Source organism: Candidatus Nitrospira bockiana, assembly GCF_965152565.1.
In genome coordinates, this window is sequence record NZ_OZ224215.1 from 1 (window position 1) to 25,799 (window position 25,799).

A 25,799-nucleotide genomic window follows, 5' to 3' on the forward strand; every position below is an offset into this window, starting at 1 on the left:
ATGAAGGTCGAGGCTGTCTGGGGAGAAGCGCTGGCGTACATCGAGGGACGCGTCCCCAAGCAGGTGTTCGACACATGGTTTCTTCCTCTACATTTCAATGGGATAGATGATTCTTCGCTCAAGCTCGAAGTCCCCAACCGGTTCTTCGGCGAGTGGCTCACCGAGCATTACGGTGACCTCTTGACGGAAGCCTGTGCGATCGCGACGGGGCGGAGCCCCGGGGACATCACGGTGGCGTTCGTGACCGGCGATCGCGCGTCCGAGAAGACCGGGCTTGCGCAACACGCGACCGCACGGGCGGCTCAAGCGACCCGCCCGCGGAAGAGCGCCCATCTGAACCCGAAGTACACGTTCGACAGCTTCGTGGTCGGAGCGAGCAATCAGTTCGCGCATGCCGCCAGCCGAGCGGTCGCAGATGCGCCGGCCAAGGCCTATAACCCGCTGTTCATCTACGGCGGCGTGGGTCTTGGGAAGACGCATCTCTTGAACGCGATCGGCAATCACCTGGCCGAACGGTCGGACATGCGGATCGCGTATGTGACCACCGAGCAGTTCACGAACGAGGTCATCAACTCGATCCGCTACGACAAGATGATCGACCTCCGCAAGCGCTACCGCAACATCGACATGCTGCTGGTCGACGACGTGCAGTTCTTGGCCGGGAAGGAACGGACCCAGGAGGAGTTCTTCCATACGTTCAACACGCTCTATGAGGCGCAAAAGCAGATCGTGCTCTCGAGCGACCGGTTCCCGAAGGAAATGCCGGACATGGAAGAACGGCTGCGCTCGCGGTTCGAGTGGGGACTGATCGCCGACCTCCAGCCGCCGGACGTCGAGACGCGCATCGCGATCTTGCGCAAGAAGTCCGATGACGAAGGCATCGCCCTGCCCGATGAAGTCATCCATTTCCTCGCGACGATGATGAAGAGCAACATCCGCGAGTTGGAAGGGTCCTTGGTGCGGTTGGGGGCCTACTCCTCGCTGACCGGGCAACCGATCACGATGGACATGGCCAAGAACGTCCTGCGGGACATCATCGGCGAGAAGAAGAAGATCATCACGATGGACGACATCGAGGAAGCGGTCGCGGAGCGGTTCCACGTCAAGATCTCCGAGATGAAGTCACGCCGCCGGAGCAAGACGCTCGTCCATCCCCGGCAGATCGCGATGTATCTGTGCCGGGAGCTGACCAACGCCTCCTTTCCCGAAATCGGCCGGCACTTCGGAGGCAAGGACCATACGACGATCATCCATGCGTGCAAGCAGATCGCGAAGGCCAAGGAATCGGACGTGACGCTCAAGTCCACGATCGAGAGCCTCAAGGAGCACATCACGAAGGGGTAAAGGGGGAGCACCTCATGAAGTTACGAATTTCGCGGGACGAGCTGCTGACCGGGCTCCAACGAGTCCAGGGCGTCGTCGAAAAACGCAACACGATGCCGATCCTGTCGAACATTCTCCTTGAGGCGAAGGTGGACGGCGTGGACATCCTCGCGACCGATCTCGAGATCGGCATGCGGGGTCTCTACAAGGCGACGGTGGAGGAGCCCGGCACGGTCACGGTGTCCGCGCGGAAGCTCTACGAGATCTTGAAGGAGCTCGGGGACGGCGAGCTCGAGCTGACCGTGTCCGAGAACAAGTGGACGACCATTCGGGCCGGGAAGAGCCAGTTCAAGATCGTCGGCCTCCCGAGCAGCGAGTATCCCCAGATGCCGGCGATCGACCGGGAGAGCCTGACCCCGCTGGCCGGCGTGGGGCTCATCGACCTGATCCGGAAAACGCTCTTTGCGGTCGGCGACAACGACGCCCGGTACATCTTGAACGGCCTCCTCGTGACCCTGGTCGGGACGGACAAGAAGGCCACGCTTCGCCTCGTCGGCACGGACGGCCATCGCCTTGCGGTGGCCGAGCAGGACATGAGCGGCGCCATGCCGAAGGATGCGCCGAAGGAGATGAAGGCCATCATCCCCAAGAAGGCGGCGCACGAGATGCGCCGGCTGCTCGAAGAGGGGGGCGACGGGGAGCCGTTGATTGGGTTCACGAAGAACCTGATGATCTTTCGAAAGAGCGGGCTCCTGCTGACGAGCCGCCTGATGGAGGGCAACTACCCGAACTACCAGCAAGTCATCCCGAAAGAGACCGGCAAGCAGGTGCTCCTCGACAAGCGGGAGCTGGAGGGCGCGCTGCGGCGCGTGGCCGTGCTGTCCCGCGACAAGACCAACGCCGTGAAGGTCACCTTTGCGCAGGATCGCGTGACCTTGTTTTCGAGCAATCCGGACTTCGGGGAGGCGACGGAGGAGCTGCCGGTGAAAAACACGGGCACCGAGCTCACCACCGGCTTCAACGCCCGCTATCTGCTCGACGTGCTCGGCGTGGTCGACGGGGAATCGGTCGCCTTGCAGATGGACACGCCGCTCAGCCCGTGCCTGCTGAAGGAGCCCGGCAACGCCGGGTTTACCTGCGTCGTCATGCCGATCAAGGTGTGAGGATGCTGAAAGCTGACGGCTGATCGCTGAGAGCGTTAAAGGCCAGGAGAAGAATGACGAACGAGATCGACAACCAGGACGCCGACGCGCCGAAGAAATCCGACAGTTACAGCGCGGATCAGATCAAGGTGCTCGAAGGGCTCGACGCGGTCCGCAAGCGGCCGGCCATGTACATCGGCAGCACGGGCCCGGAGGGCCTCCATCACCTCGTCTACGAGGTGGTGGACAACAGCGTCGACGAGCACATGGCGGGGTTCGGCGAGACGATCGAGGTGACCATCCACATCGACGGCAGCGTCACGGTCGTCGACAACGGGCGGGGCATCCCCACCGGCATGCACCCGACGCAAAAGAAATCGGCCGCCGAGGTGGCATTGACGGTCCTGCACGCGGGCGGGAAGTTCGAGCAGGGCGCCTATACGGTCTCCGGCGGTCTGCACGGGGTCGGCATCTCGGTCGTCAATGCGCTCTCGGAGTGGCTGGAGCTCGAGATCTGGCAGGACGGCCAGGTGTTCGAGCAGCGGTACGAACGGGGAAAGCCGCTGGCCCCGCTGGCCGTGACCGGGAAGACGAAGAAACGGGGCACGAAGGTCACCTTCAAGCCGGACGGGCAGATCTTCGAGACCCTGGAGTTCAGCTACGATACGCTCGCCCAGCGCTTGCGCGAGCTGGCCTTCTTGAACAAGGGCCTGGCGATCACGCTCAAGGACGAGCGGAAGGAAAAAGAGCAGGTCTTCCGGTACAAGGGCGGCATCAAGGAGTTCGTCGAGCACCTCAACGAGGCGAAGACCCCCCTCCACAAACCCATCTTCGTCGAGGTCCAGAAGCCGGATCTGATCCTCGAGGTGGCGCTCCAGTACAACGACGGGTACGCCGAGAACATCTTCTCGTTCGCGAACAACATCAACACGCGTGAGGGCGGGACGCACCTGGTCGGGTTCAAGGCGGCCTTGACCCGTACGATCAACACCTACGCGAACGCGAACGACCTCCTGAAGAAGGACATGGAGTCGCTCACCGGCGACGACGTGCGCGAAGGCTTGACGGCGGTCGTCAGCGTCAAGGTGCGCAACCCGCAGTTCGAAGGACAGACGAAGGCCAAGCTGGGCAACAGCGAGGTCAAGGGCATCGTCGAAGCCGCGGTCAACGAGGCCCTCGGGACCTATTTCGAAGAGAACCCCACGATCGCCCGGAAGATCGTCCAGAAGGCGATCGATGCGGCCCGCGCGCGGGAAGCCGCCCGCAAGGCCAAGGACCTGATCCGGCGGAAGAGCGCGCTGGACGCCGGCTCCTTGCCGGGGAAGCTCGCGGACTGCTCCGAGAAGGACCCGGCGCACAGCGAGCTGTTCATCGTCGAAGGGGACTCGGCCGGCGGCTCGGCCAAGCAGGGCCGCGACCGGAAGTTTCAGGCCATCCTCCCGATCAAGGGGAAGATCCTGAACGTGGAGCGGGCGCGCTTCGACAAGATGCTCTCGAGCGAGGAGATCCGCGTCCTCATCATGGCCCTGGGGACCGGGATCGGACGGAAGCAGGAGGGCAAGGAGGACAAGGAGGCCTTCGACATCACGAAGGCGCGCTACCACAAGATCATCCTCATGACCGACGCCGACGTGGACGGGAGCCATATCCGGACCCTGCTGCTCACGTTCTTCTACCGGCAGATGACCGAGCTCATCGACCGGGGCTACATCTACATCGCGCAGCCGCCGCTCTTCAAAGTGAAAAAGGGGAAGACCGAGCGCTACCTGAAGGACGAACCCGCGCTGAACGAGTACCTGTCGGATCTGGCGGTGGAGGAGGTGGAGGTCTACCTCGAGCACGCGCAAGGCTACGTGACGGGGCGCCGGCTGCTCCCGTTCCTCAAGAAGCTGATCGCCTTCGAGGGTCTCTTGGCGCGCCTCGGGAAGAAGCAGCACGAGACGGGGATCCTCCGGGCGTTCGTCGACGAGCCGACGTTGGATCGCGAGCTCTTGAAGAACCAACCGGCGCTCATGAACGTGATCGCCTCGGCGAAGAAGTCCTTGGCGCTCGTCTATCCGAAAGCCAAGGACCAGATCCAGGTCGAGACGGCCGTCGAAGAAGAGCACCAGTCGCACAAGATCATTTGCCGGGTGCCGACGAGCGGCATGGTGCACACCCTGGAGATCACCCACGACTTGGTGGGCTCGGCCGATTTCCGGGAGCTGCAGCGGCTGGCCCCCTCGGCCATCGGGGTCGGCAAGCCGCCGTACAAGATGAAGGTTGGGGAGGTGGAGACCGAGTACCACGACACCGCGGAGCTGGTCCGGGCGATCCTGGAGACCGGCAAGAAGGGCATCGGGATCCAGCGGTACAAAGGTCTCGGCGAGATGAATCCCGAGCAGCTCTGGGAGACGACCATGAACCCCGAGAGCCGCACCTTGCTCCAGGTCAAGCTCGAGGATATCGCCGGAGTCGAGGACATCTTCTCCACCCTGATGGGCGACGAAGTCGAGCCGCGCCGCAATTTCATCCAAGCCCACGCGCTGGAAGTGAAGAACCTGGACGTGTAACTCCCAACAAGTGATGAATGATGAGCGATGAGTGATGAATAGGGGGCAAAGAGCGGAACGTGCTGACTTCCATTCGTCACTCTGCATTCATCACTCGTCACTCCCGAAAGAGACACCATGCCCCTTGATGAGCGCCTAGTCCAGATCAACATCGAAGACGAGATGCGGTCGTCCTATCTCGATTACGCGATGAGCGTGATCGTCGGGCGCGCCTTGCCGGACGTGCGCGACGGCCTGAAGCCGGTCCATCGCCGCATCCTGCACGGCATGAACGAGATGGGCTTGGCGCACAACCGGCCGTACCGCAAGTCGGCGAAGATCGTCGGAGAGATCATGGGGAACTACCATCCCCACGGAGATTCGGCGATCTACGACACGCTCGTTCGGATGGCGCAGGACTTCAACATGCGCTATCCGCTCATCGACGGCCAGGGCAACTACGGCTCCGTGGACGGCGACCCTCCGGCGGCGATGCGGTACACCGAGGCGCGCTTGACGAACCTCGCCGAGGAGATGCTCGCCGACATCGACATGGACACCGTCGATTTCGCCCCGAACTACGACGAGTCCCGGATGGAGCCGCTGGTGCTACCGGCCAAGGTCCCCAACCTCTTGATCAACGGGGCCAACGGCATCGCGGTCGGGTATGCGACGGCGATCCCCACCCACAACCTCGCGGAAGTCGTCGACGGGCTCATGCTGCTGCTGGAGAGCCCCGAGGCGACCATCGAGCAGTTGATGAAGAAGATCCCGGGGCCGGACTTCCCGACCGCCGCCTTCATCTATGGGAAGCAGGGCATCAGGGACGCCTACAAGACCGGACGCGGGCTCATCACGCTGCGCGCGAAAGCGGTCATTGAAACGGACGAGCGGACGGACCGCGAACGGATCATCGTCACGGAGATTCCTTACCAGGTGAACAAGGCGCGGCTGATCGAACGGATCGCCGAGCTGATCCAGGACAAGAAGCTCGAAGGGATCTCGGATCTGCGCGACGAGTCCGATCGCGACGGCTACCGCATCGTCATCGAGCTGAAACGCGGCGAGATTCCCCTGGTCGTCTTGAACAACCTCTACAAGCACACCCAGTTGCAGACGACGTTCGGCGTCATCATGCTCGCGTTGGTCCGCAACCGGCCCGAGGTCCTCAACCTCAAGCAGATCCTCGAGCACTTCATCGAGCACCGCCGCGAGGTCGTGATTCGCCGGACGGCGTTCGAGTTGCGGAAGGCCGAAGAGCGCGCCCACATCCTGGAAGGGTTGAAGATCGCCCTGGATCACCTGGACGCGGTCATCCAGCTGATCCGCCGCTCGCAGTCGCCGGAGATCGCGCGGGGCGGGTTGATGCGGGAGTTCCAGCTCTCCGAGATTCAGGCGAACGCCATCCTCGACATGAAGCTGCAGCGCCTCACGCAGCTCGAGCGGACCAAGCTGATCGAAGAGTACCAGGACGTCCTCAAACGGATCGAATATCTGCGGTCGGTGTTGGGCAGCGAAGCCCTGGTGCGGACGATCATCAAGGACGAGCTGGCCGCGATCAAAGAAGCGTACAAGGACGAGCGCCGCACGCAGATCCTCGCCGAGGAGGCGGAGATCAACATCGAGGATCTCATCGCGGAGGAAGAGGTCGTCGTCACGATCACCCACGCGGGATACATCAAGCGCAACCCCGTGTCCCTCTATCGCGCGCAACGCCGAGGCGGCAAGGGCAAGATCGGCATGGGCGTCAAGGACGAGGATTTCGTCGAGACCCTCTTCACCGCGTCGACGCACGACGACCTGCTCTTCTTCACGGACGCGGGGAAGGTCTACTGGTTGAAGGTGCACGAGATCCCGGAAGCGGGCCGCGCGGCCAAAGGCAAGGCCATGGTCAATCTCCTGGCCCTCTCGGGGGACGAAAAGGTGACGGCGTGCCTCCCGGTCAAGGAGTTTCGCGACGACCGCTACGTCATCATGGCGACACGCCAGGGCATCATCAAGAAGACCGAGCTGTCGGCCTATGGGAATCCTCGAGCGGGCGGCATCATCGCCATTTCGTTGGACGAAGGGGACAAGCTGATCGGCGTGCAGATCACCGATGGGCAGCGGGAGATCCTGCTCGGCACGCGCCAGGGGATCGTCATCCGGTTCAAGGAGGACGAGGTCCGGCCGATGGGCAGGACCGCGCACGGCGTGCGGGGGATCTCGCTGGAAGAAGGCAACGAAGTGATCGGCATGGAGACCATGACGCCGGACTCGACGACGGCGATCCTCACCGTCACCGAAGGGGGGTACGGGAAACGGACGCCGGTCACCGAGTATCGCACCCAAGGCCGCGGCGGAAAGGGCATCATCAGCGTGAAGACGACGGAGCGGAACGGCTTGGCCGTCGGGTTCGTCCAGGTCCGCGGGGAAGACGAGATCATGATCATGTCGTCGAAGGGGAAGATCCTGCGCTGCAAGGTCGACGACATCCGGGAAGTGGGTCGCAACACCCAGGGCGTGCGCTTGCTCGAGATGGAGGAGCCGGACGATCGGGTGGTCGGGGTCGCCCGACTGGCGGATACCGGTGAGCGTGACGAGCCGGCCGCCAACGGCGCCCCCGAAGAGGACTCGTAGCGGCGGCCGCCCCTGAAGCGGACGGCTCCGTGACCGGCGTCGGGAGAAACAGAACCGTGTACGCGGCCCGCTCGCGACCCCCTCTGCATGCGTTCACCGTCTACCTCGTTGGCGCCGTGGTGTGATCCAGCCCCGTCCTGCCTCTTCCGGCGTCCATAGCCGACGGCCGGGATCCATGCCGAACGCGAACAAGCCACTCGACATCGTCGTGAAGCTCGGGCTGGGCGTCTTCTTCGGCGCGTTTGCGCTCATCTGGGCCGGCATGTTCCTGACCCGTCCCGACCGATCGATCCCGCCCTACAGCATCGGCGCACAGGAAGGGACCTTGGTGGCCGTCCATGTGCCCGTCTATACGAGCGATACGGAAATCGAGGCGCTGATCCGTCGGTTTCAAAAGGTGGCGCGCGAGAAGGATTTCGGCCGGATGAAGATCAAACCGACGACGCCGGACGATCCCGCGGGGCGGTACGAGCGCATCACGATCTATGTCTTTACCCATGACGCCTGGGCGGAGCCGGAGATGCTGCACCGCTATGTGGAAGCCAACGGCTCGCCCGCGCGGGACGAGCAGAGCGTCCGCGAGGCCTTCGAGAAGGCCGTCCGAGGATTCTATCGCTTGGAGAACGGGGTCGAGGAGGGACGGATCGGGCCGATCGATCAGATGATGAGCGGCAAGGAGTCTCCGGCGACCGCAGCCTATTCCCGCCGGCTCTTCACGGGGCCCGTTCAGGCTTCTTCGTCGCCCCCGGCGTCGCCGTCAGCGCCCGCGCCATGAGCTGGGTCAGCCGGGCCCTCGTCTCGGGATCCTGGACCGCCCCGGCATGCCGGGCCGCCTCATCCAGTAATGCCTGAGGCGGCGCGGCCGGTGTCTCCGCCCGATTCGCAGGGGGCGCTGTGCCTGCCGGGTGCTCGGGGATCTCACCAACCCGCAGCACGATATCAGTGACGACCCCCTCCCCCGCCGCGCGAGTGATCTTGTCGATGAGCACCGGCTTCAGGAACAGCAATTGTTGGAGCCACATCGAGTTGCGGGCGATCAAGTAGAGCTTCTTGTACCGAATCGCGTCCGGCCGGGTGTGCGCTGCGATCGGCTCACCGACGATCAGGGGCCAATCGCGTGCCAGCCGCTGCTCGGCCAACTTCGCGCTCAGGCCGAGGCGAGCGACGACACCGTCCAGCGCAGCGGCCAAGGAGATGAACGACGCCATGCGGTGATCTTAGGAGCGTCTTGTGTGTGGGTCAAGGCTGCTAAGTTCGACTGTTCGATTGGATGCAGCGAGTTGATCCGCCAAGTGGAGGTCTTCGCCCATCGGCGCGCCGGCGTTCACGTGAAGAGAAGCGCGCCACTCTCTGCGCCCCTCTCGTGCTATCATGCTTCCCCATGGCCAAAGAGCAGAGCGAAAAAGTCGTGGCCACCAACCGGAAGGCCTTTCACGACTACCACATCGAGGACAAGCTCGAGGCGGGGATCGTGCTCAAAGGCACCGAGGTCAAGTCGCTTCGTGAAGGCAAGGTGAATCTGCGGGACAGCTACGCGAGCGTCGAGCAGGGGGAAGTGCTCCTGCACCACTGCCATATCAGCCCCTACAGTCACGGCAACATCATGAACCACGATCCCGACCGGTCGCGCAAGCTCCTCCTGCACCGGAAAGAGATCAACAAGCTGCTCGGCCGCACCCAGCAGCAGGGCCTGACGATCGTGCCGCTCCGGCTGTACTTCACGGCGCAGGGCAAGGCCAAGGTGGAGATCGGGCTGGCCAAGGGCAAGAAGCAATACGATCGCCGGGAGTCGATCAAGGCCAGGGAGGCCGGGCGAGAGGTCGAGCGGGCGATGAAGAAGCGGCGGTGATCCTTAGTCGTTCTCTTCAAAGACGGCCTGAAGCGCTTCTTCCAGGCTCCTCATACTGACCGGCTTGACGAGATACGCGCGGGCTCCGATGGCGAGCGCCTGGGCTTTCTCGCGTCGTTCATCGATGCCCGTGAGGACGATCACGGGGATGCCGACCGTCGTCGGGTCCTGTTTCAGCTCCGTCAAGACTTCCTTCCCCGCCATATCGGGCAACGTCCAATCCAGGATCAGCAGATCGGGTTGCTCGAGGCGGGTCAGCTCCAGCGCGGCTCGACCGGTCATCGCGTGCAAGACGCGGTGCTGGAGCCTCTGCAATCTCATCGCGATGACGATTCTGATGTCCTCCTCGTCATCAGCGATCAGAACCGTCTTCATCGCGGATCCCCGGCGTCCAGTTCGCCACCATACCACCGAATGAACCCGACTAACAGGGGGACGACCTGCACCCCGACCCCGGCGCAGTGGCCGGGCGCCTCCATGAGGGCAAGGCTCCGGGGTACGAAGGCTGTCGAGCCGCTGACCTGGCCAGATGCCGCCCGGACCCGCTTCACCCCAAGCCCAGGCAGTGAAAACGATCCAAGAGGCTGTTCTTGAACGGCTTACTCGAGCCTCACGGGGCCCCATCATCCGCTGAAACGCGAAGCCGTGGTCGCTTGACCGTCCCACGGAGGCGGTTATCTGGAAAAACAGGGCTTCATCGGATATAGTCAACTGACCTCAACGCTCGATGAAAGGGGGCGACCGGTTTCGACGGGGATCAAGAGGTCAGCGGTGCATGCCGAGCTCTCGGGGACTCGTAAAACCTCCGGGAAACAAGCAACTGCCAACCAAGAACTGGCACTCGCGGCTTAATTGACCGCGACGTCCCTCCGCCTGAGGCCTGCGGGGGTGGAAGGGGCGCGATGCAGCAGGCTGGTCCAAGGCTGGTGCTCAGCGGCTGAGGACGAGACCACACTGGGCTAGCGGTCGTTCTAAGCCTGCCGATGGGCGTGGGCGATCGCGAAACCAAAACGATCGGCTACGCATGTAGATCCGTTGCGCTGAAGGTCTTCGGACCCGGGTTCAACTCCCGGCGCCTCCACCATACCAAGCTTGCTTGAGCCGCGGCGTTCGATCAAAGCGCCGCGGAGGTGCAATACCACCAGTAATTTCCTCCTTCGCGTGAGCCGCGGCGTTCGATCAGACCGCGGCGGAGATCCAATACTTCTAGTAGCATCCATGACGGCTCCTGGCTCCCGAGGACCAGGGGCCTTTCTTTTATGGGGCATCAACCGTTCTCATGATCCCGTTGATGTATGCGAACGCGGCCGGGTTCAACGATCCACAACTCATTCTTCATCGGCCTTGTTTTCAGCACGGCAAGAAACTCGCGGAGCCGTTCGTGGAGTGAACCGAGGGTGAGGCGAGGGGGCAGTTCCAGAATGACTATCCCGTGCGTCGTTTCGGGAGGAAAGCGCAGGACCTGACCGAAATCATGATCAAGCGTGATGAGGGTGCGGCCTTCAGCCACCGTAACTTTCAACACCGCTTCATCAGTTGCGCCTCCCAAACTTTCGTCTCGCACCGTCGCGACATCATGGCCGGCCATTTCCAAGAGGGTACGCCCGCTGCGGCCAATATTCTCATCCAGCTTGAATCTCACGCGCTAGTCTCGGTGGATACCGGGATGATCCGTTCACGAGCGACCTCAGCGCCATAGGCAATAGCTGCCAGAATATCCTCATGTGCGAGTTGTGGGTATTCCTCCAGAATGTCGCGCTCGCTCATGCCATTGGCGAGGAGATCGAGGATCAGGGAGACCCAGATACGCGTGCCTTTGATGCAAGGCTTGCCGAAGCAAACGTTGGGGTTGATGGTGATCCGGTCGAGCAGGTCATTCATGGCAACAGCATGATAGGGCATCTACTGGAGGAGCTTCAAGGCGCTCCTATCGTTAAGGGGGCGCGATGCAGCAGGCTGGTCCAAGGCTGGTGCTCAGCGGCTGAGGACGAGACCACACTGGGCTAGCGGTCGTTCTAAGCCTGCCGATGGGCGTGGGCGATCGCGAAACCAAAACGATCGGCTACGCATGTAGATCCGTTGCGCTGAAGGTCTTCGGACCCGGGTTCAACTCCCGGGGCCTCCACCATACCAACCTTGCATGAGCCGCGGCGTTCGATCAGATCGCGGCGGAGATCCAATACCTCAAGTGTCCTTCCTGATCCGAGCCGTTTGCCACGTCAATTGGTTCTTATTTGGATGATGGCAAAGGGAGAGTAGTCTCCTACCCACCTTTCATCCCAAGCTTGCTTGAGCGGGCCGCTTCAGCAATAGGGCGGCTGGATAGTTGCGCTGGTTTTCTCCTAAAGTATTTCTCTATTTTCTCTATCCAAGCCGGATACTTCTTCGCCACCACCGCCTGCCCCTTACCTCCAAACTTGAGAACACCGCGAGCTTACGGTGAAAGGCTTGAGGTACCACGCCAGGCAGTCGCCAGTTTACGAGGGTTTCTTTGAGGGACGATGGAACTGATCATGAATGAGCGAATTATCATTGATCCGGAGCTCCAACACGGGAAACCTGTGATTCGCGCCATCCGATCCTCGTAAGTCGGCTCGGCTGAACCTCTGGGTTCTGTGGAATCCCTTACGCGACTGAAGACGGCCAATCGACGGATACCGAGCTCCGCGTCGCGGGTATGGCTTGACACGCCTGACCGCCCCGGCCTAGCTTAACGAGGCCTCTACCGAGGGCCTGCGGCACAGTCGATGAGGGAGCTCATGAACCGGGCCGAGCGGCGGCGTCAGGAGAAAGTCCAGAAGCCCACATCGACCCAGTCGGGCCTTGCGGTGCGTGCGCTCCTTCAAGAAGCCATCGGCCACCATCGGGCCGGCCGCTACGGGGCGGCCGAGCCGCTCTATGAGCAGGTGCTCGCCGCCGACCCGACCCATGCCGAGGCCCTCCACCTCCTCGGGCTCACGGCCTACCAGACGGGACGCCTGGAGCGGGCCGCCGGCCTGCTGGCTCGTGCCGTTCAGGCGGATGCGAGCCAAGCCATGTACTGGTTCAACTATGGCGTGGTGCTCCAAAAACGCGGAGCCGGGAGCGAGGCGCTTGCGGCCTACGATCAGGCGCTCCGGCTCAATCCACGGTATCCGGAGGCGCACAGCAATCGGGGGAACGTGCTGCGTGAACAGGGCCGCGTGGAGGAGGCGGTCGCGGCGTATCGGGCGGCGCTATCCTTCCGGCCGCAGTACGCCGAGGCGTCGAACAACCTGGGCGTGGCGCTCAAGGAGCAAGGGAATCTGCGGGAGGCCCAGGCCGCATATGAGCAGGCGCTGAGCCTCGCCCCGGGGCATCTCGAAGCGCACGCCAATTTGGGCAGCCTGTTCATGGAGGAAGGGCGGCTGGCGGAAGCGGAGGCGTGCTTCGAGCGAGCGCTCCGTCTCAAGCCCGACTACGTCAATGCCCTCTACCACCTGGCCTTCGTCCACCTCTGGCAGCGACGCGTCGATCGGGCGCTCGCCTGCCTCCGCCGGTCGGCCGACTTGAAGCACAACCGCGGCCAGGCCGTCGCGCTCGCCACTCTCTCGGCTTCCCGGGTGAAGCACGACGCCGAGCAGATGCAGTATCTCGCCGCAGAAGGGCGGCTGGATTCATCGGATCGTCCGTACCTCGACGCCTTGCTTCGGTTGCGGGCGCGGATCGACCAGGGTCAGGCCCGACTCGATCTGAGCTCCCCAGAAGCAGAGTCCATCGCCGCGTCGTTCAACCGGATCGTCCATTACGGGGACGCGCCGGAGCTTCCGACGGGGGCGATCAACCCGGCCCTCGACGTCCCGGCGATCGAGGCCCGGTACAATGCCACGCGGCCGGAGGTCACTTATATCGATCACCTCCTGACCGAGGACGCACTCGCGTCGCTGCGTCGGTTCTGTCTCGAATCCACGATTTGGAAGCGAGACTACGACAACGGCTATCTCGGCGCCTTCCTGGGGGACGGCTTTTCGTGCCCCTTGTTGCTCCAGATCGCCGAGGAGCTGCGGCTCACATTCCCGGGAATCTTCCACGAGCACCGGCTGACCCAGGCCTGGGCCTTCAAGTACGACAGCACCCGGACCGGCCTGAACATCCACGCGGACGCCGCGGCGGTGAACGTGAACTTTTGGCTCACGCCCGACGAGGCCAACCTCGATCCGGAATCGGGCGGGTTGACCGTCTGGGACAAGGAAGCCCCGGCCGACTGGAATTTCCGAGCCTACAACAGCACCAAGAACGAGCCGGCGGTCCGAGCGTTCTTGGAGGCCAGCGGGGCCAAGGCCATCACGATCCCCTACCGGGCGAATCGCGCGATCGTCTTCAACTCGGATCTCTTCCACGAGACCGATCGATTCCATTTCAAAGACGACTATACGAGCCGGCGGCTGAACGTCACCTTGCTGTATGGCCGGCGCCACGCCGGCTGACGATCGCGCCGACCGGACGAGGAGGAAAGGTATGCGGACCGTGCTGTGTGGAATCGCCGTGGGGATGCTCTGGGTGGGAGCCGCCTGGGCCGGGGACTTCGAGGGGCTGATTCAGATGACGGTGACGACCGGGGGGATGCCATGGAGGTCGATGTGTTCGCCAAGGGGAACAAGAGCCGCATCGAACCGAAAACGGCGGGCGGACCCGGGATCGTGATGCTCTATGACGGCGACGCACACACGCGGGTGTCGCTCATGCCGGAGCAACGCATGTACATGGAGGTGCCGGCCGAGATGAGCGCCAACGCCCTCAAGGAGGCGGCCGCCAAGGAGGAGTACACGTTCACCAAGACCGGCAAGACCGAGACGGTCGCCGGCCACCCCTGCGAGATCGTGCTGGCCAAGAAGAAGAACGGCGAGACGGAAACCGAGACGTGCGTCGCGAAGGGGCTGGGCAACTATCTGGCCATGATGGGCATGAGCGGCATGGATATGAGCCGCGGCGGCCACCGGTCCCCCGCGTGGATGCGCGAGCTGGCCCAGGAGGGCTTGTATCCGTTGCGGACGATCAGCCGCAGCCGCGAGGGGGCGGAGCAGGTTCGGGTGGAAGTGACGAAGCTCGAGCCGAAGCGGCTCGAGCCCGCTCTGTTCACCGTGCCGGCGGGGTATACGAAGATGGACATGGGCGGCATGCCGGGTATGGGCCGGCCGGGCATGCCGGGGAAGGTGCCGAAGGGCATGGAGAAGTTCATGCCGAAGGCACCGGGCGGCGAATAACCCGGGCTCGTCACGCAGCCGGCAAGCGCCGCGTGATGGCCTCCAGGATGCGACGGGATCTCGCTTCGTCCCCCATCACGCCCACTCGGATCGTCAGCTCGGTGGCCCGCTCCCCCTTCGCCTGGAGATCGATCCAGACCTGCCGGCCGTCCGCCAGCTCGCCTTCCGTGCGCGCCGTCAACTTGTCGGCCTTGTCGTCGACCACCCGCACCTCGAGATCCTTGAGCGCCTGGACCGTCGCCTCGTGTACGACGGGGACCGGCTGATTCACCTCTTCCTTGAGCTTGCCCAGCACATAGACCGCTCCCGCCGTCCCACCGGCTGCGCCGATCAGCAGCGCGGCGCAGCCGGCCACGCTCCAGGCGAGGACGAGCGTCGCCGCCCAGACGGCCGGCGTCCTGACCGTCGCGGCCCTGCTCACCGGTACTCGCGTTCGCCGTCCGAATACCGGTTGGCGTAGGTGCGCATGTCGTCGGTGAGCGCTTTCCACTCGTCGGGCGTCAGGAGATCCTTGATCTGGAAGCGGAGGTTCAGGATCTTCGAGGCCGAGCGCATGGAATTGTTGTGCGAGTCGTCCAGGATCTTCATGAACTCCTCGGGCGAAGCATGGTAATTCTCGTTCAGATCGTACAGCTTGCGGTGGGCTTCTCGCCGCTCGCGGATGGACGCCGACGCCTCGTCCGCGATCTGTTTGGTCAGCGCCTTGACCTGCTGGGCCTTGGCCGGGTCTTTGACGGTCCGGTCGATCAGGTCGCTCATCTCTTTCATGCCCCGCTCCATCGAGGTCCGTGAATCGCGGTGGTGCCCGTACCCGTAGTGCCGTGCACAGGCGGGCAGGGACAGGAGCAGCGCAACGGCGATGATCATGAGCAGCGGCGACGTCTTCATGGACAATCCTCCCCTCGCACGATTGATGGATGGTGGCACCGCCGGCCTGACGGGTCAGGATCGAGGCGGGACCGCGGCGGTTGCGCCCATGTTGACACGAGACGCGTCCGGCTGCCAAGTCGTGGCCGCTTGTCGTGTCGCCGCTTACGTAATAGTAGGACCCATTCCGATAGGATTTTCCAAGAAGGTTCGATACGGTCCCTTCAACCGGCCTGTCATCGGCCGGACCTCCGGAGAACCGATGATGATCGCGAGAGCGCATCAGAACACCAACCGTTGTGCGACAGGCATCCAGGGCTTGGACGACGTCCTGGGCGGGGGTCTCCCCCGCCACCGCGTCTACCTGATCGAAGGCGACCCGGGGGTGGGCAAGACCACCTTGGCGATGCAGTTCTTGCTCGAAGGTGTCAGAAATCAGGAGAAGGCCCTGTACATCGCGCTCTCCGAGAATCGAGAAGAGCTGGGCGAGATGGCGCGAGCGCATGGCTGGTCCCTGGATGGGATCGAGATCGTCGAGCTCTCGACGGTCGAAGAGCAGCTGGAGGCCGAATCGCAGAATACGCTCTTTCACCCTTCAGAGGTCGAGCTTCATGAAACGACGACCGTGATGCTGAAGGAGATCGAGCGGGTCAAACCCGCTCGGGTCGTGTTCGACTCCCTGGCCGAGATGCGGTTGCTCACTCAGAGTCCCCTGCGCTACCGCCGGCAGATGCTCGCGCTGAAGCAGTTCTTCGCCGGCCGAAAATGTACGGTGATCCTGTTGGACGACATGGGGTCCGAAGCGGCGGGGCTCCAAGTGAAGACGATCGTTCACGGGGTCATCTCCCTGACCCACTCGGCCCCGAGCTACGGCGGCGACCGGCGGCAACTTCGCCTGCTCAAGCTCCGCGGCGTGCCGTTTCGAAGCGGGTTTCACGACTTTACGATCGAAACCGGCGGCGTCCGGGTGTTTCCCCGCTTGGTTGCGGCCGAATACCGGACCGACCAACCGATGGAGGTGCTGACCAGCGGCATAGAGGGGTTGGACGCGCTCTTGGGCGGCGGCCTGGACCGGGGGAGCAGCACGCTGATCATGGGGCCGTCGGGGTGCGGGAAGACCTCGCTGTCGCTGCAGTACGCCCTCGCCGCCTGCGACCGCGGCGAGCCGGTGACCAGCTACATCTTCGATGAGAACCGCGCGCTGCTCCTCCGGCGCCGCGGCGAGATCGGACGGCGGATCAACGAGCACGTCAAGCGGGGATTGTTCCAGATCCACCAGGTCGATCCGGCCGAGATGTCGCCCGGTCAACTCTCGTTTCACATCCGCCGGGCCGTGGAGCAGGGGGGCAGCCGGGTCATCATCATCGACAGCTTGAACGGCTACATGAAGTCGATGGTGGAGGAGAACTTCCTCATCCTGCAATTGCATGAGCTGTTGACCTATCTCGCGCAGCAAGGAGTCGTCACGATCCTGGTGCTCGCCCAGCAAGGCCTGGTGGGGGCGATGCAATCACCCGCCGACCTGACCTATCTCACCGATGCGGTCCTGCTGATGCGGTACTTCGAGGCCGACGGAGCGGTCAAGCAGGCCGTGTCCGTGCTCAAGAAGCGGACGGGGCCCCACGAGCGGACGATCCGGGAGTTCAGGATCGAGCCGCACGGCATCCTGGTCGGGGAGCCGCTGTCCGACTTCCATGGCGTGCTCACCGGCGTCCCGACCTATACGGGACGCAACGAGGCGATGTTGAGGAGCCCCGGGGGCGATGCTCAACCACGTTGAAGAACGGGTGTTGGTCCTGACGTCGACCGCAAAGGATGCGGCGCTGGCGGAGCAGACCTTCAGCAAGGCGGGGCTCAAGGCCGTTGTCTGCACGAACGTCGCCCATCTGTGCCGTGAGGCGTCCAGCGGAGCCGGCGCCCTGCTCGTCGCTCAGGAAGCCATCGCGCCGCCCGACCTTGCCCTCTTCGTGGACTATCTGGGCGGCCAGCCGGCCTGGTCGGACATCCCGATCGCGTTGCTCGCGGCGTCGGGAGAGGGCTACGAGGGAAGCCGCCGGCTCTTGAATCGGCTCCGGCCGATCGGCAACATCACGGTGCTGGAGCGCCCCTTGCAGAAGCTGACCCTGATCACCGCGGTGCAGGTGGCGTTGAGAAGCCGCCGTCGTCAATACCAGGTCCGCGAGCTGCTGAGAAAACTCGAAGAGTCCAAGGCGGAATTGCAGGACAAGATCCACGATCTCGAGAAGTTCGAGCAGGTGGTCGTCGGCCGGGAGCTCCGCATGATCGAGTTGGAGAGGGAAAACCAAGCGCTGAAGCAGGCGCTCCAGCGCAAGGAATCGGATGGCCGGGAGCCCGACCCGGGCGGCGGCGACCACCCTGTCGCGACCCACGATCGTTCACCGCATCATCGTTCGTGACCCTCCAAGTCGGCCGGTCTTTCTTTTTCCGCCGTGCTTGCCTACGATAGCCCCATGGCCGAGAGGAAGCCGTCACGCCCGCGCGCACCGGGGGCCGGGCGCCGCCGCCGGAAGCCGGCCGGTGCGGCGGTCGGCTTGAGCGCGACCGAGCTGCAAGCGGCCGCCCCCTGCCGACGTAGCCGGGCTCCATCACAACATCGCCGCGGACGGCGGTCAGCCGCTTGCCACGTACCGCGATCCCTACGGCGGGAAGTGGATGGTGCTCGCCGCTCTCCCCATCGATCGGGTGGCGGCCACTCCCTATCAGCGGAATCTTTCGGACGCGCACGTGAAACGGCTCGAGGCGGTGATCAGCAAGATCGGACGCTTTCTCGATCCGATCATCGCCGTACGGGCGACGACCCCGACGGAGGAATCGATTCGGTATTGGACGCCGAACGGCCATCATCGGCTGTCCGCCATGCGCACGCTGGGCGCCAAGAGCATCACCGCGATCGTCGTGCCGGAGCCGGCGGTTGCCTATCAGATCCTCGCGCTCAATACCGAGAAGGCGCACAACCTGCGCGAAAAGGCGCTCGAGGTGATCCGGATGTATCGGGAGTTCGCCCGCCTGGGGGAGCTGAGCGAAGAGGCGTGCGCCTTGGAGTTCGAGGAGCCTGGCTTGATCACGCTGGGGCTGTGCTATGAGCAGCGGCCGCGCTTCAGCGGCGGCGCCTACCATCCGGTGCTCAAGCGGGTCGAGGCCTTCGTCGCCCGCCCCTGCGGCCAGGCGCTCGCGGTCCGGGAGGCACGGGCCCGCGCGCTCCTGGCGCTCGATGACGTGGTCAACGAGAAGGTCGAGGCGCTCAAGGCCCGCGGGCTCACGAGCCCGTATTTGAAGAGCTTCGTCGTCGCCCGTATCAACCCGCTGCGCTTTCGACCCAAGGACGCCGCGCCGCTGTCGTTCGACGAGACGATCGCGCGTATGACGAAGGCGGCGCAGGGGTTCAACCCCGAAAAGATCCGTTCCGAGGATCTCGCCAAGACGGGAGGCGTCCCCGAGGAGACGGACTGAGGGCGCCCGCGTTGCGGGCCTCGGAGAAGGCTGGTAGACTTCGAGCCTTCTTGTACGCGGAGGATGATCATGAGCTTGGCAGACAACCAGTGCATTCCGTGCCGGGGCGGCGTCCCTCCGATGGAACGCCCCAAGGCCGAAGAGCTGCTCGGTCAGCTCGGTCGGGGATGGCAACTCAACAAGGACGGCCATCTGGAGCGGCTCTACACGTTCAAGGATTTTGCCGAGGCGCTGGCGTTCGTCAACAAGGTCGGCGCGATCGCGGAGGCCGAGGGCCATCACCCCGACTTCTATCTGGCGTGGGGTAAGTGCAAGGTCGAGATCTGGACGCACAAGATCAACGGCTTGACCGAAAGCGATTTTTACCTGGCCGCCAAAGCGGACCGCGCGTTCGACTCCCTGCGCTCGGCTGCGTAATCCCACCCCGGGGCTGCTATGCCCGCTCTCGTCATCGGTGCGACGGGGCTCTTGGGCGCGAATCTGGTCCGCGCCCTCCTCGACCATGGCGTATCGGTTCGCGTCCTGCTCAGGCGCAGCCATGCCGCCCAGACGCTCAACGGGCTCGCGCTGGACCGGATGTACGGCGACCTCGACGATCCGCCCTCGATTCACCAAGCGTGTCGCGGGATGGACGTGGTGTATCAGGCCGCGAGTTACTACCCGACCGCCACGATCCCCGCCGCCGAGGCCTGTCGGCGCGGCCTGGCACAAACCGACGCCCTCCTCTCCGCCGTGCGCGAGACCGGGGTCCCGCGGCTCGTCTTCACCAGCAGTCTCACCACGATCGGGTTTCCCCCGGAGCCCGGGCGCCTCGCCGATGAAACGTGCCCGTTCGTCTCGCGGTTTCCCGATAATCCCTACCTTTCGGTCAAGGCGGCGATGGAGCAGGCCGTGCTCGACGCCGCGCGCGCGGGTGTGCCGGCGGTCGTCGTCAACCCGACCGCCTTTTACGGCCCGTATGACCGCAAGCCGACGAGCGGGACGCAGATCGTGATGATTGCCAAGCGCCTGGCGCCGGGCTACGTCCAGGCGCCGGTGAATGCGATCGACGTCCGGGACGTCGCCGAGGGCATGATTGCAGCGGCGGAACGGGGCCGCGTCGGGGAGCGCTATATTCTCGGCAACTGGAACACGACGCAGAAGGATTTGGCCGCGCTGATCGCCGCCGTGGCCGGGGTCGGGGCCCCGAAGATCCGGATCCCCTTCCCCGTGGCCCGCTATGGGACGAAAGCCGGGGAATGGGTGTTCCGAACCGTTTTGCGTCGCCCCCCGCCCGTGCCCGCGTTCTTCATCGAAGCGCTCATGCACATGCAACACTACGATTGCTCCAAAGGCATTCGGGAGCTCGGCTATCCCCGCCATCCCGTCGAGCGTGCGATCCGCGACGCGCTCACCTGGTTTCGTGAAAATGGGTACGTGAAGGGCTGAGCCCTCGCGGTCGCTGCATGCCGTCCTACCACCTCTGGCTCACTCCGACGGGTCCTGTGGCGGATCTGCTCGCGCGGACCATTCTCGAGCTGGCTCGTCGGTACCAGGGTCCCGCCTTCGCGCCGCACGTGACGCTCCTGGGCCATGTCACCGACGAGGAGGCGGGGATCGTGGCCGGCAGCACGGCGCTGGCGGCCTCGCGGCGCCCGATCACGATGACGCTCGTGGAGCCGGGGATCGGGCCGGACTATTTCCATTGCGTGTTCTTGACGATCCAGCCGACACCGGACCTCCTCGAGGTTCATGAAGAGGCCCGCGCGCGGCTCGGCACGGCGACGTGGGAACCCTACCGGCCGCATCTGAGCCTGCTGTACGGGGACCATCCGAGGGAGGCGCGGGCCGAGATCGCCCGGTCGCTTGCGCTCCCGCTGCCGATGACCTGCCCCGCCGCGGCGATCACGGTGGTCAAAGCCGAGGGCGATGCACCGGAGACGTGGCGCGAGATCGCCTCCGTCCCGATCGGGCGGAGTCCGGAACGGCCGTGGTAACGATCCAGGGGCGACGGTGTTCGACGGTGGTCCGAGCGGAGGAGGCCGGCGAAAGGATCGAGGCGCTACGTGGCCACCGCGCCGCCGCAGGAGCTGCCGGCGCCCGCCGTGCAGCCATAGCAATGGTTGCCGGTCACGATCCGGCGGGTGCCAAGCTCGATGAGGCGGGCGCGGGAGAGATGCCGAATGTGGGTGAGGCCGGGCGTCGCGACGGGCAGATCGAGCATCTGGTTGAAGTCGCAGTCGTACAAGGTGCCGTCCCACCCGACGGACAGGGTGTAGCGGCACATGACGCCGACGGCGGCCGACGGGTTGAACGCGTTGGCCAGCCGCTGCATATAGCCGTCGTAGTTGCCAGTCTCCAAGAGGAATTCGAGGAAGCGGCTGATGGGCATGTTCGTGATCGTGTACAGGCGGTTGAAGACGATCCCGTGTTCCCGAGCGAGCTCGCGGTGGAACTGGCTTTCGATGGCGCCTTGCTTCGGCGGGAGGAACGCGCCCACCGGGTTGTGCACGAGCGTGAGGACGAGCCCGGTCCCCTCCCGGCCATAGCCCAGCCGGTTCAGCAGCTTCAGCGCCGCGATCGATTTGTCGTACACGCCGCCCCCACGCTGGGCATCCGTCTGTGTCCGGCGGAAGTACGGGAGCGACGCCACCACTTCCACGCGGTGACGCGCCAGGAATTCCCCGAGGTCGGCCTGGGATGGGAGCAGCAGCACGCTGAGGTTGCAACGGTCCATGACGCGGCGGCCGAGGGCGGCCGCCTGCTCGACGAGCCAGCGGAAATGGGGGTTCAGCTCAGGGGCGCCGCCGGTGATGTCCAAGGTCGGGATGTCCGATTCGGCCAGGACCCGCACGCACTCTTCCGCGGTCTCGCGGCTCATGCGTTCTTCGCGGTCCGGCCCCGCATCGACGTGACAATGGCGGCAGGTCTGATTGCACAGCTTGCCCACGTTGACCTGGAGGACCGTGATTCCCGTCGCCCGCAGGGGCGCGAGAGCGACTTGACGCAAGCGCTCATCGAAGGGGGTGCAGGCCTGCGTTTGCGACAAGACGCGCAGTTGCTGTTGCGTGGAGGCCAGCGGGTTGTGACGGGCCAAGAGTGTCAGCGACATGGGCGAACGGCACCGAGCGAGGACCGATGGAGTGCGACCGGGAGGTGGATCCCATGCATCGGCGGGCGTCTCCGTGTCACATCGAGAGCTTGTCCGAGACGTTGCGCATCTGCACCCCGTGCACGAGCGACGCTCCGCCTCGGATCGCGCAGGCCACATGGACCGCCTCGGTCATCTCTTCGACGTTGGAGCCTTTCTCCAGGCACGCTTGCGTATAGGCATCGATACAATACGGACACTGCACGGCATGCGCGACCCCCAGGGCGATGAGCGCCTTCTCGCGCTCGCTCAGCGCGCCCTCGGCAAAGACGGCGGTGTAGTAGCTCAAGAACTTGTCCCACAGCTCCTTGTTGCCCTTCCCCATCTCGGCAAACCTGTGAAGGTCGCCGGGGTGATAATAGGTGTCCATCGACGTCTCCATGGAAGCTGACGGTCGAGGTCGGAAGGTCGCTGCACCGACTCAACCGGACCGTCGGCTCATTGCCTCAGGCGGTCCCGGGTGGGTCGGGTTCGGTCTCGGCCAGGGCGCGAGCAAAGCGTTTTCCGACGAGCGCGGTCACTTGACCCATCAAGGTTTTGATCTCCTGCAACTCCTCGGCGGTCAAGTCCTGCTTCAACTGGGGATGCAGGCCCCACTGGGCCGTCACCTTCTGTCCCTCTCGGGCCACCTGGACGTGCAAGAGCTCGACCTCACGGACCGTACGCTGCCCTTGTTGTGACTCTTGTTGTGACTTATCGGGTCGTTGGGAGGCCATCGTGGTCGCTCTCGAAGCCCGCATCATACTCTATCGCTCGGACGGCTGTACACCCGGGGCAATGGCCCGGAGGGTTGACTTCAGTTCTAGCTAGGATTATTCTACCGAGTATCACGAATCTGACCGGGAGGGACGTATGAAAGCCTTGTTTCAGACCGACGACAGTTGGAGCGGGCTCATCTTGCGCGTGACCGTGGGGGCGGTGATGCTGCCGCACGGGGCGCAAAAGCTCTTGGGGTGGTTCGGAGGACACGGATTGTCCGGGACCATGGGGTTTTTCACCGAGCAGATGCACCTGCCCTGGCTGATTGCCTTGCTCGTCATCCTCGGAGAGTCCTTCGGCAGCCTGGCGCTGATCGCCGGGTTTCTCACCCGCTTCTCGGCGGCCAGCCTGGCCGTGATCATGGTGGGTGCCGTTTGGACCTCGCATCTGCCGTACGGCTTCTTCATGAACTGGTCCGGCCAGCAAGGGGGCGAGGGGTTCGAATACCATTTGCTGGTCATCGGGATTGCCGCGACGCTGGTCCTGATCGGCGGCGGCCGGTGGTCGGTCGACGGCGTGATTGCGCATTGGTTGTCGCGCTCGGGATCCGAGCGCGCAGGGGCGCCGTCCCGCGCCGGGCTCAAAGCCGCCGGGTGAATACGGCACCGCGGTGTCGGGCGTGCGCTGATAGGCAGGACGCGAGCGGGTCTTTACCCTGCAGAGAGCTGCCGCGGGACCATCTCAGGCGTCCGCTGCCAGGAGTGGGCGCGAGCCCGGGCCTCGGCACGGGGGAATCGTCAATCCTCGGCGGCCTGAAAAATGAAGACACGAAAATAAAGACACGGGGTCTGTCGAGAAGGAGCCTGAGATGGAAAAGCCGGCCGACGCGCGCTATCCGATTCACGAGCTGTTGCGGCGGCGATGGAGCCCTCGCGCCTTCTCGAACCGGCCGGTTGAACCGGAGAAGCTGCGAAGTCTTTGGGAGGCCGCGCGGTGGGCGCCGTCGTCGTTCAATGAGCAGCCGTGGAGTTTCATGGTCGCGATCCGGGAGAACAGGACGGACTATGACCGGTTGCTGAATTGTTTGACGGAGAGCAACCAGCGATGGGCGCACCGCGCGCCGGTGCTGATGCTGTCCGTGGCCAAGCTCTCGTTCGACGAAGGCGGAGAACCGAACCGCCACGCGTTTCACGACGTCGGGCTCGCGGTCGAGAATCTGGTCATCCAGGCGACGGCTTTCGAGTTAGTCGTGCATCAGATGGCGGGCTTTCATGTGGACCGGGCGCGAGAGGAGTTTCAGATTCCGCCGGGGTATGAGCCGGTGGCCGCGATCGCGCTGGGCTATCCGGGCGATCCATCGGAGCTGCCCGATCCCCTGCGCCAGCGGGAGCTCAGGCCACGCAGCCGTAAGCCGATCGATGAGTTCGTCTTCTCCGGAGCATGGGGGAAGGCATCGGTCCTTGCGGGGAAAGGAGAGTGCGATGACGCTGTTGTCCAGGTCCGTCGAGACGATCATTGAGCCCCAGCCCGTCGTCGAAGGCGCGGGCGTGCGGCTTAGACGAAGCATCGGGACCCAAGCGGTGAACTATCTGGACCCGTTCCTGTTGCTGGATCATTTTGCCTCCAACGATCCGCGCGATTACGAGGCCGGGTTTCCCTTGCATCCTCACCGCGGCATCGAAACGGTGACCTACGTGCTGCGCGGCGCGGTGCGCCATCGAGATACGCTGGGGAACTCCGGGACGATCGGCACCGGGGACGTCCAGTGGATGACGGCCGGCCGCGGGATCATGCACGAGGAAATGTTGGAAGTCCGACCGGAAGGGATCGCCGGGTTCCAACTCTGGGTCAATCTGCCCGCGAAACTGAAGATGGCCCCACCACGATACCAGGATATCCGGGCCGCCGAGATCCCGGAGATTACCAAGGACGACGGGGCGAGAATCCGGGTCATCACCGGCACCGTCGAGGGGATCACAGGGCCGGTGAGCGGCATCGCCGCCGCTCCCACGTATCTCGACGTCTCGGTGCCGCCGCAGACGGTCTTTCGTCATCCGGTGCCACGGGGCCACACAGCTTTTGCCTATGTGTTCGAAGGCAAGGCCCGCTTTTCGAGCGGCGAGCACGAGGAGGGGCGGCTCCTCGTCCATCCGAAGCTCGTAGTGTGGGGCGACGGTGACGCCGTCGAGGTCGCCACGGCTGAGGAGCCGGCTCGCTTCTTACTGATTTCCGGTCAACCGCTGCACGAGCCGATCGCCCGCTACGGCCCGTTCGTCATGAATACGAAGGAAGAAATCGAACAGACGCTGCTGGAGCTGCGCCGGGGAACGTTCGTCACGACGTAAGCACCTGAGCACGATCGAGCTGAAGGGGCCTCAGCCAACAGCCACTGCTCTCAAGCCACAAGGAGGACGCCATGGCCACGCATGTGAAGATCAATGACCCGATCAAAGCCAAGGAATATTTCGAGGCCAAGATGGCCTTTACGACCGGGCCGGTGGAGTTGGAGCGCATGATGCAGCAGAACGAGGTCAACGTCGTGGACGTTCGGGCGGCCGAGGACTATGCGGAAGGCCATATTCCGGGCGCCGTCAACCTCCCCAAAGACCAATGGCCGACCTTGCGGGGGCTCCGGAAGGACAAGGTGAACGTCCTGTACTGCTACTCCCATGTCTGCCATCTGGCCGCGAGCGCCGCCGTAGAGTTCGCCGGTCAGGGCTACCCGGTGATGGAGCTGGAAGGCGGGTGGCGTTGGTGGAAGAACGACGGATTCGAAATCGAAACGTGAGCGTATCCGGCCGGCTGGTGAACGCCGGCTCGGTCACCGCGGGGCCCCTGAAGCCGCTTCAGGGGCCCCGCTTCGTTTCTGAGAGCCTCCCGCCTTCCACCCGTCGCGTCAGTCCGTGGCCGACATACAGATAGGGCGAAGTACTGGTATCTGTGACC

General features: G+C 64.1%; 27 protein-coding genes and 2 other RNA genes. 20 read left to right on the top strand and 9 right to left on the bottom strand.

The features are described 5' to 3' along the window. The 5 genes from dnaA (at position 1) to ACWHYV_RS00025 (ending at position 8,390) form a co-directional block, all read left to right on the top strand. The gene (dnaA, locus tag ACWHYV_RS00005; protein ID WP_447978614.1) at positions 1-1,344 is read left to right on the top strand and encodes a chromosomal replication initiator protein DnaA; all 1,344 of its coding nucleotides are present in this window, start codon (positions 1-3) and stop codon (positions 1,342-1,344) included. 14 nt (positions 1,345-1,358) lie between these two features. Further along, positions 1,359-2,486: a DNA polymerase III subunit beta gene (dnaN, locus tag ACWHYV_RS00010; RefSeq protein WP_447978615.1), complete on the top strand. Its 1,128-nt coding sequence runs from the start codon at positions 1,359-1,361 to the stop codon at positions 2,484-2,486. A 53-nt stretch (positions 2,487-2,539) separates the two neighbouring features. Continuing rightward, positions 2,540-5,017, top strand: coding sequence for a DNA topoisomerase (ATP-hydrolyzing) subunit B (gene gyrB / locus ACWHYV_RS00015; protein WP_447978616.1), 2,478 nt, complete (start codon positions 2,540-2,542; stop codon positions 5,015-5,017). Positions 5,018-5,134: 117 nt separating this feature from the next. Beyond that, positions 5,135-7,615, top strand: a complete 2,481-nt coding sequence (gene gyrA / locus ACWHYV_RS00020; protein WP_447978617.1) for a DNA gyrase subunit A — start codon at positions 5,135-5,137, stop codon at positions 7,613-7,615. Positions 7,616-7,790: 175 nt separating this feature from the next. After that, complete coding sequence (locus ACWHYV_RS00025) at positions 7,791-8,390, top strand: hypothetical protein (protein WP_447978618.1); 600 nt, start codon at positions 7,791-7,793, stop codon at positions 8,388-8,390. Here the strand turns inward: ACWHYV_RS00025 and ACWHYV_RS00030 are convergent. Then, a complete protein-coding gene (locus ACWHYV_RS00030) occupies positions 8,329-8,823 on the bottom strand; it encodes a DUF721 domain-containing protein (RefSeq protein WP_447978619.1) in 495 nt (164 codons plus the stop codon). The genes ACWHYV_RS00025 and ACWHYV_RS00030 overlap by 62 nt on opposite strands. Positions 8,824-8,996: 173 nt before the next feature. Here ACWHYV_RS00030 and smpB point away from each other — a divergent pair, with 173 nt between their 5' ends. After that, positions 8,997-9,464, top strand: coding sequence for an SsrA-binding protein SmpB (gene smpB, locus ACWHYV_RS00035; RefSeq protein WP_447978620.1), 468 nt, complete (start codon positions 8,997-8,999; stop codon positions 9,462-9,464). A 3-nt stretch (positions 9,465-9,467) separates the two neighbouring features. Here the strand turns inward: smpB and ACWHYV_RS00040 are convergent, their stop codons facing one another. Continuing rightward, a complete protein-coding gene (locus ACWHYV_RS00040; RefSeq protein ID WP_447978621.1) occupies positions 9,468-9,839 on the bottom strand; it encodes a response regulator transcription factor in 372 nt (123 codons plus the stop codon). 358 nt (positions 9,840-10,197) lie between these two features. Here ACWHYV_RS00040 and ssrA (ACWHYV_RS00045) point away from each other — a divergent pair. Beyond that, positions 10,198-10,548: a transfer-messenger RNA gene (gene ssrA / locus ACWHYV_RS00045) on the top strand. A 183-nt stretch (positions 10,549-10,731) separates the two neighbouring features. Here the strand turns inward: ssrA (ACWHYV_RS00045) and ACWHYV_RS00050 are convergent. Both ACWHYV_RS00050 and ACWHYV_RS00055 read right to left on the bottom strand, forming a co-directional pair. Then, positions 10,732-11,106, bottom strand: coding sequence for a DUF5615 family PIN-like protein (locus ACWHYV_RS00050; protein ID WP_447978622.1), 375 nt, complete (start codon positions 11,104-11,106; stop codon positions 10,732-10,734). After that, a complete protein-coding gene (locus ACWHYV_RS00055) occupies positions 11,103-11,345 on the bottom strand; it encodes a DUF433 domain-containing protein (protein WP_447978623.1) in 243 nt (80 codons plus the stop codon). Before ACWHYV_RS00055 ends, ACWHYV_RS00050 begins: the two co-directional genes overlap by 4 nt. On the opposite strand from ACWHYV_RS00055, the gene ssrA (ACWHYV_RS00060) reads away from it, so the two are divergent. From ssrA (ACWHYV_RS00060) to ACWHYV_RS00070, 3 genes are all read left to right on the top strand, one after another. After that, positions 11,310-11,592: a transfer-messenger RNA gene (gene ssrA / locus ACWHYV_RS00060) on the top strand. The genes ACWHYV_RS00055 and ssrA (ACWHYV_RS00060) overlap by 36 nt on opposite strands. Before the next feature lie 631 nt (positions 11,593-12,223). Continuing rightward, entirely contained in the window at positions 12,224-13,909 is a 1,686-nt protein-coding gene (locus ACWHYV_RS00065) for a tetratricopeptide repeat protein (RefSeq protein WP_447978624.1), read from the top strand. A 141-nt stretch (positions 13,910-14,050) separates the two neighbouring features. Next, the gene (locus ACWHYV_RS00070) at positions 14,051-14,686 is read left to right on the top strand and encodes a DUF4412 domain-containing protein (RefSeq protein ID WP_447978625.1); all 636 of its coding nucleotides are present in this window, start codon (positions 14,051-14,053) and stop codon (positions 14,684-14,686) included. A 10-nt stretch (positions 14,687-14,696) separates the two neighbouring features. Here ACWHYV_RS00070 and ACWHYV_RS00075 read toward each other — a convergent pair whose 3' ends face one another. Together ACWHYV_RS00075 and ACWHYV_RS00080 are read right to left on the bottom strand one after the other, a co-directional pair. Continuing rightward, complete coding sequence (locus ACWHYV_RS00075) at positions 14,697-15,107, bottom strand: DUF3568 family protein (RefSeq protein WP_447978626.1); 411 nt, start codon at positions 15,105-15,107, stop codon at positions 14,697-14,699. Next, on the bottom strand, positions 15,104-15,574 hold the full coding sequence (locus ACWHYV_RS00080; RefSeq protein ID WP_447978627.1) for a hypothetical protein: 471 nt from the start codon (positions 15,572-15,574) through the stop codon (positions 15,104-15,106). The genes ACWHYV_RS00075 and ACWHYV_RS00080 overlap by 4 nt, the downstream gene beginning before the upstream one ends. 244 nt (positions 15,575-15,818) lie before the next feature. Between ACWHYV_RS00080 and ACWHYV_RS00085 the strand changes: the two genes are divergently transcribed. From ACWHYV_RS00085 to ACWHYV_RS00110, 6 genes are all read left to right on the top strand, one after another. Further along, positions 15,819-17,333: an ATPase domain-containing protein gene (locus ACWHYV_RS00085; protein ID WP_447980670.1), complete on the top strand. Its 1,515-nt coding sequence runs from the start codon at positions 15,819-15,821 to the stop codon at positions 17,331-17,333. Beyond that, positions 17,317-17,970: a hypothetical protein gene (locus ACWHYV_RS00090; protein WP_447978628.1), complete on the top strand. Its 654-nt coding sequence runs from the start codon at positions 17,317-17,319 to the stop codon at positions 17,968-17,970. Before ACWHYV_RS00085 ends, ACWHYV_RS00090 begins: the two co-directional genes overlap by 17 nt. Before the next feature lie 256 nt (positions 17,971-18,226). Next, a complete protein-coding gene (locus tag ACWHYV_RS00095; RefSeq protein WP_447978629.1) occupies positions 18,227-19,024 on the top strand; it encodes a chromosome partitioning protein ParB in 798 nt (265 codons plus the stop codon). Positions 19,025-19,093: 69 nt separating this feature from the next. Further along, complete coding sequence (locus tag ACWHYV_RS00100) at positions 19,094-19,441, top strand: 4a-hydroxytetrahydrobiopterin dehydratase (protein WP_447978630.1); 348 nt, start codon at positions 19,094-19,096, stop codon at positions 19,439-19,441. A gap of 18 nt (positions 19,442-19,459) precedes the next feature. Continuing rightward, positions 19,460-20,452, top strand: coding sequence for an NAD-dependent epimerase/dehydratase family protein (locus ACWHYV_RS00105; RefSeq protein WP_447978631.1), 993 nt, complete (start codon positions 19,460-19,462; stop codon positions 20,450-20,452). Positions 20,453-20,469: 17 nt separating this feature from the next. Beyond that, the gene (locus ACWHYV_RS00110) at positions 20,470-21,000 is read left to right on the top strand and encodes a 2'-5' RNA ligase family protein (protein WP_447978632.1); all 531 of its coding nucleotides are present in this window, start codon (positions 20,470-20,472) and stop codon (positions 20,998-21,000) included. A gap of 65 nt (positions 21,001-21,065) precedes the next feature. On the opposite strand, the gene arsS is transcribed toward ACWHYV_RS00110, so the two are convergent. From arsS to ACWHYV_RS00125, 3 genes are all read right to left on the bottom strand, one after another. Beyond that, entirely contained in the window at positions 21,066-22,115 is a 1,050-nt protein-coding gene (arsS, locus tag ACWHYV_RS00115) for an arsenosugar biosynthesis radical SAM (seleno)protein ArsS (protein WP_447978633.1), read from the bottom strand. 76 nt (positions 22,116-22,191) lie between these two features. Continuing rightward, positions 22,192-22,524 carry an arsenosugar biosynthesis-associated peroxidase-like protein gene (locus ACWHYV_RS00120; RefSeq protein WP_447978634.1) on the bottom strand — a complete coding sequence of 111 codons (333 nt, stop codon included), beginning with the start codon at positions 22,522-22,524 and terminating at the stop codon, positions 22,192-22,194. Between the two features lie 76 nt (positions 22,525-22,600). Next, positions 22,601-22,870 (bottom strand): hypothetical protein, encoded by a 270-nt coding sequence (locus tag ACWHYV_RS00125; RefSeq protein ID WP_447978635.1) that lies wholly within the window; start codon positions 22,868-22,870, stop codon positions 22,601-22,603. A gap of 136 nt (positions 22,871-23,006) precedes the next feature. Here ACWHYV_RS00125 and ACWHYV_RS00130 point away from each other — a divergent pair, with 136 nt between their 5' ends. The 4 genes from ACWHYV_RS00130 (at position 23,007) to ACWHYV_RS00145 (ending at position 25,641) form a co-directional block, all read left to right on the top strand. After that, on the top strand, positions 23,007-23,510 hold the full coding sequence (locus ACWHYV_RS00130) for a DoxX family protein (RefSeq protein ID WP_447978636.1): 504 nt from the start codon (positions 23,007-23,009) through the stop codon (positions 23,508-23,510). 211 nt (positions 23,511-23,721) lie between these two features. Further along, a complete protein-coding gene (locus tag ACWHYV_RS00135) occupies positions 23,722-24,372 on the top strand; it encodes a nitroreductase family protein (protein ID WP_447978637.1) in 651 nt (216 codons plus the stop codon). Then, positions 24,335-25,198 (top strand): pirin family protein, encoded by an 864-nt coding sequence (locus ACWHYV_RS00140; RefSeq protein WP_447978638.1) that lies wholly within the window; start codon positions 24,335-24,337, stop codon positions 25,196-25,198. Before ACWHYV_RS00135 ends, ACWHYV_RS00140 begins: the two co-directional genes overlap by 38 nt. A 71-nt stretch (positions 25,199-25,269) precedes the next feature. Continuing rightward, positions 25,270-25,641 carry a rhodanese-like domain-containing protein gene (locus ACWHYV_RS00145; protein ID WP_447978639.1) on the top strand — a complete coding sequence of 124 codons (372 nt, stop codon included), beginning with the start codon at positions 25,270-25,272 and terminating at the stop codon, positions 25,639-25,641. Positions 25,642-25,799: the final 158 nt, after the last annotated feature.

Excerpts from the sequence above, each read along its gene's own strand:
- dnaA (WP_447978614.1), top strand. The coding sequence starts at position 1 with ATGAAGGTCGAGGCTGTCTGGGGAGAAGCGCTGGCGTACATCGAGGGA.
- dnaN (WP_447978615.1), top strand. The coding sequence starts at position 1,359 with ATGAAGTTACGAATTTCGCGGGACGAGCTGCTGACCGGGCTCCAACGA.
- gyrB (WP_447978616.1), top strand. The coding sequence starts at position 2,540 with ATGACGAACGAGATCGACAACCAGGACGCCGACGCGCCGAAGAAATCC.
- gyrA (WP_447978617.1), top strand. The coding sequence starts at position 5,135 with ATGCCCCTTGATGAGCGCCTAGTCCAGATCAACATCGAAGACGAGATG.
- ACWHYV_RS00025 (WP_447978618.1), top strand. The coding sequence starts at position 7,791 with ATGCCGAACGCGAACAAGCCACTCGACATCGTCGTGAAGCTCGGGCTG.
- ACWHYV_RS00030 (WP_447978619.1), bottom strand. The coding sequence starts at position 8,823 with ATGGCGTCGTTCATCTCCTTGGCCGCTGCGCTGGACGGTGTCGTCGCT.
- smpB (WP_447978620.1), top strand. The coding sequence starts at position 8,997 with ATGGCCAAAGAGCAGAGCGAAAAAGTCGTGGCCACCAACCGGAAGGCC.
- ACWHYV_RS00040 (WP_447978621.1), bottom strand. The coding sequence starts at position 9,839 with ATGAAGACGGTTCTGATCGCTGATGACGAGGAGGACATCAGAATCGTC.
- ACWHYV_RS00055 (WP_447978623.1), bottom strand. The coding sequence starts at position 11,345 with ATGAATGACCTGCTCGACCGGATCACCATCAACCCCAACGTTTGCTTC.
- ACWHYV_RS00065 (WP_447978624.1), top strand. The coding sequence starts at position 12,224 with ATGAACCGGGCCGAGCGGCGGCGTCAGGAGAAAGTCCAGAAGCCCACA.
- ACWHYV_RS00070 (WP_447978625.1), top strand. The coding sequence starts at position 14,051 with ATGGAGGTCGATGTGTTCGCCAAGGGGAACAAGAGCCGCATCGAACCG.
- ACWHYV_RS00080 (WP_447978627.1), bottom strand. The coding sequence starts at position 15,574 with ATGAAGACGTCGCCGCTGCTCATGATCATCGCCGTTGCGCTGCTCCTG.
- ACWHYV_RS00085 (WP_447980670.1), top strand. The coding sequence starts at position 15,819 with ATGATCGCGAGAGCGCATCAGAACACCAACCGTTGTGCGACAGGCATC.
- ACWHYV_RS00090 (WP_447978628.1), top strand. The coding sequence starts at position 17,317 with ATGCTCAACCACGTTGAAGAACGGGTGTTGGTCCTGACGTCGACCGCA.
- ACWHYV_RS00095 (WP_447978629.1), top strand. The coding sequence starts at position 18,227 with ATGGTGCTCGCCGCTCTCCCCATCGATCGGGTGGCGGCCACTCCCTAT.
- ACWHYV_RS00100 (WP_447978630.1), top strand. The coding sequence starts at position 19,094 with ATGAGCTTGGCAGACAACCAGTGCATTCCGTGCCGGGGCGGCGTCCCT.
- ACWHYV_RS00105 (WP_447978631.1), top strand. The coding sequence starts at position 19,460 with ATGCCCGCTCTCGTCATCGGTGCGACGGGGCTCTTGGGCGCGAATCTG.
- ACWHYV_RS00110 (WP_447978632.1), top strand. The coding sequence starts at position 20,470 with ATGCCGTCCTACCACCTCTGGCTCACTCCGACGGGTCCTGTGGCGGAT.
- arsS (WP_447978633.1), bottom strand. The coding sequence starts at position 22,115 with ATGTCGCTGACACTCTTGGCCCGTCACAACCCGCTGGCCTCCACGCAA.
- ACWHYV_RS00120 (WP_447978634.1), bottom strand. The coding sequence starts at position 22,524 with ATGGACACCTATTATCACCCCGGCGACCTTCACAGGTTTGCCGAGATG.
- ACWHYV_RS00125 (WP_447978635.1), bottom strand. The coding sequence starts at position 22,870 with ATGGCCTCCCAACGACCCGATAAGTCACAACAAGAGTCACAACAAGGG.
- ACWHYV_RS00130 (WP_447978636.1), top strand. The coding sequence starts at position 23,007 with ATGAAAGCCTTGTTTCAGACCGACGACAGTTGGAGCGGGCTCATCTTG.
- ACWHYV_RS00135 (WP_447978637.1), top strand. The coding sequence starts at position 23,722 with ATGGAAAAGCCGGCCGACGCGCGCTATCCGATTCACGAGCTGTTGCGG.
- ACWHYV_RS00140 (WP_447978638.1), top strand. The coding sequence starts at position 24,335 with ATGACGCTGTTGTCCAGGTCCGTCGAGACGATCATTGAGCCCCAGCCC.
- ACWHYV_RS00145 (WP_447978639.1), top strand. The coding sequence starts at position 25,270 with ATGGCCACGCATGTGAAGATCAATGACCCGATCAAAGCCAAGGAATAT.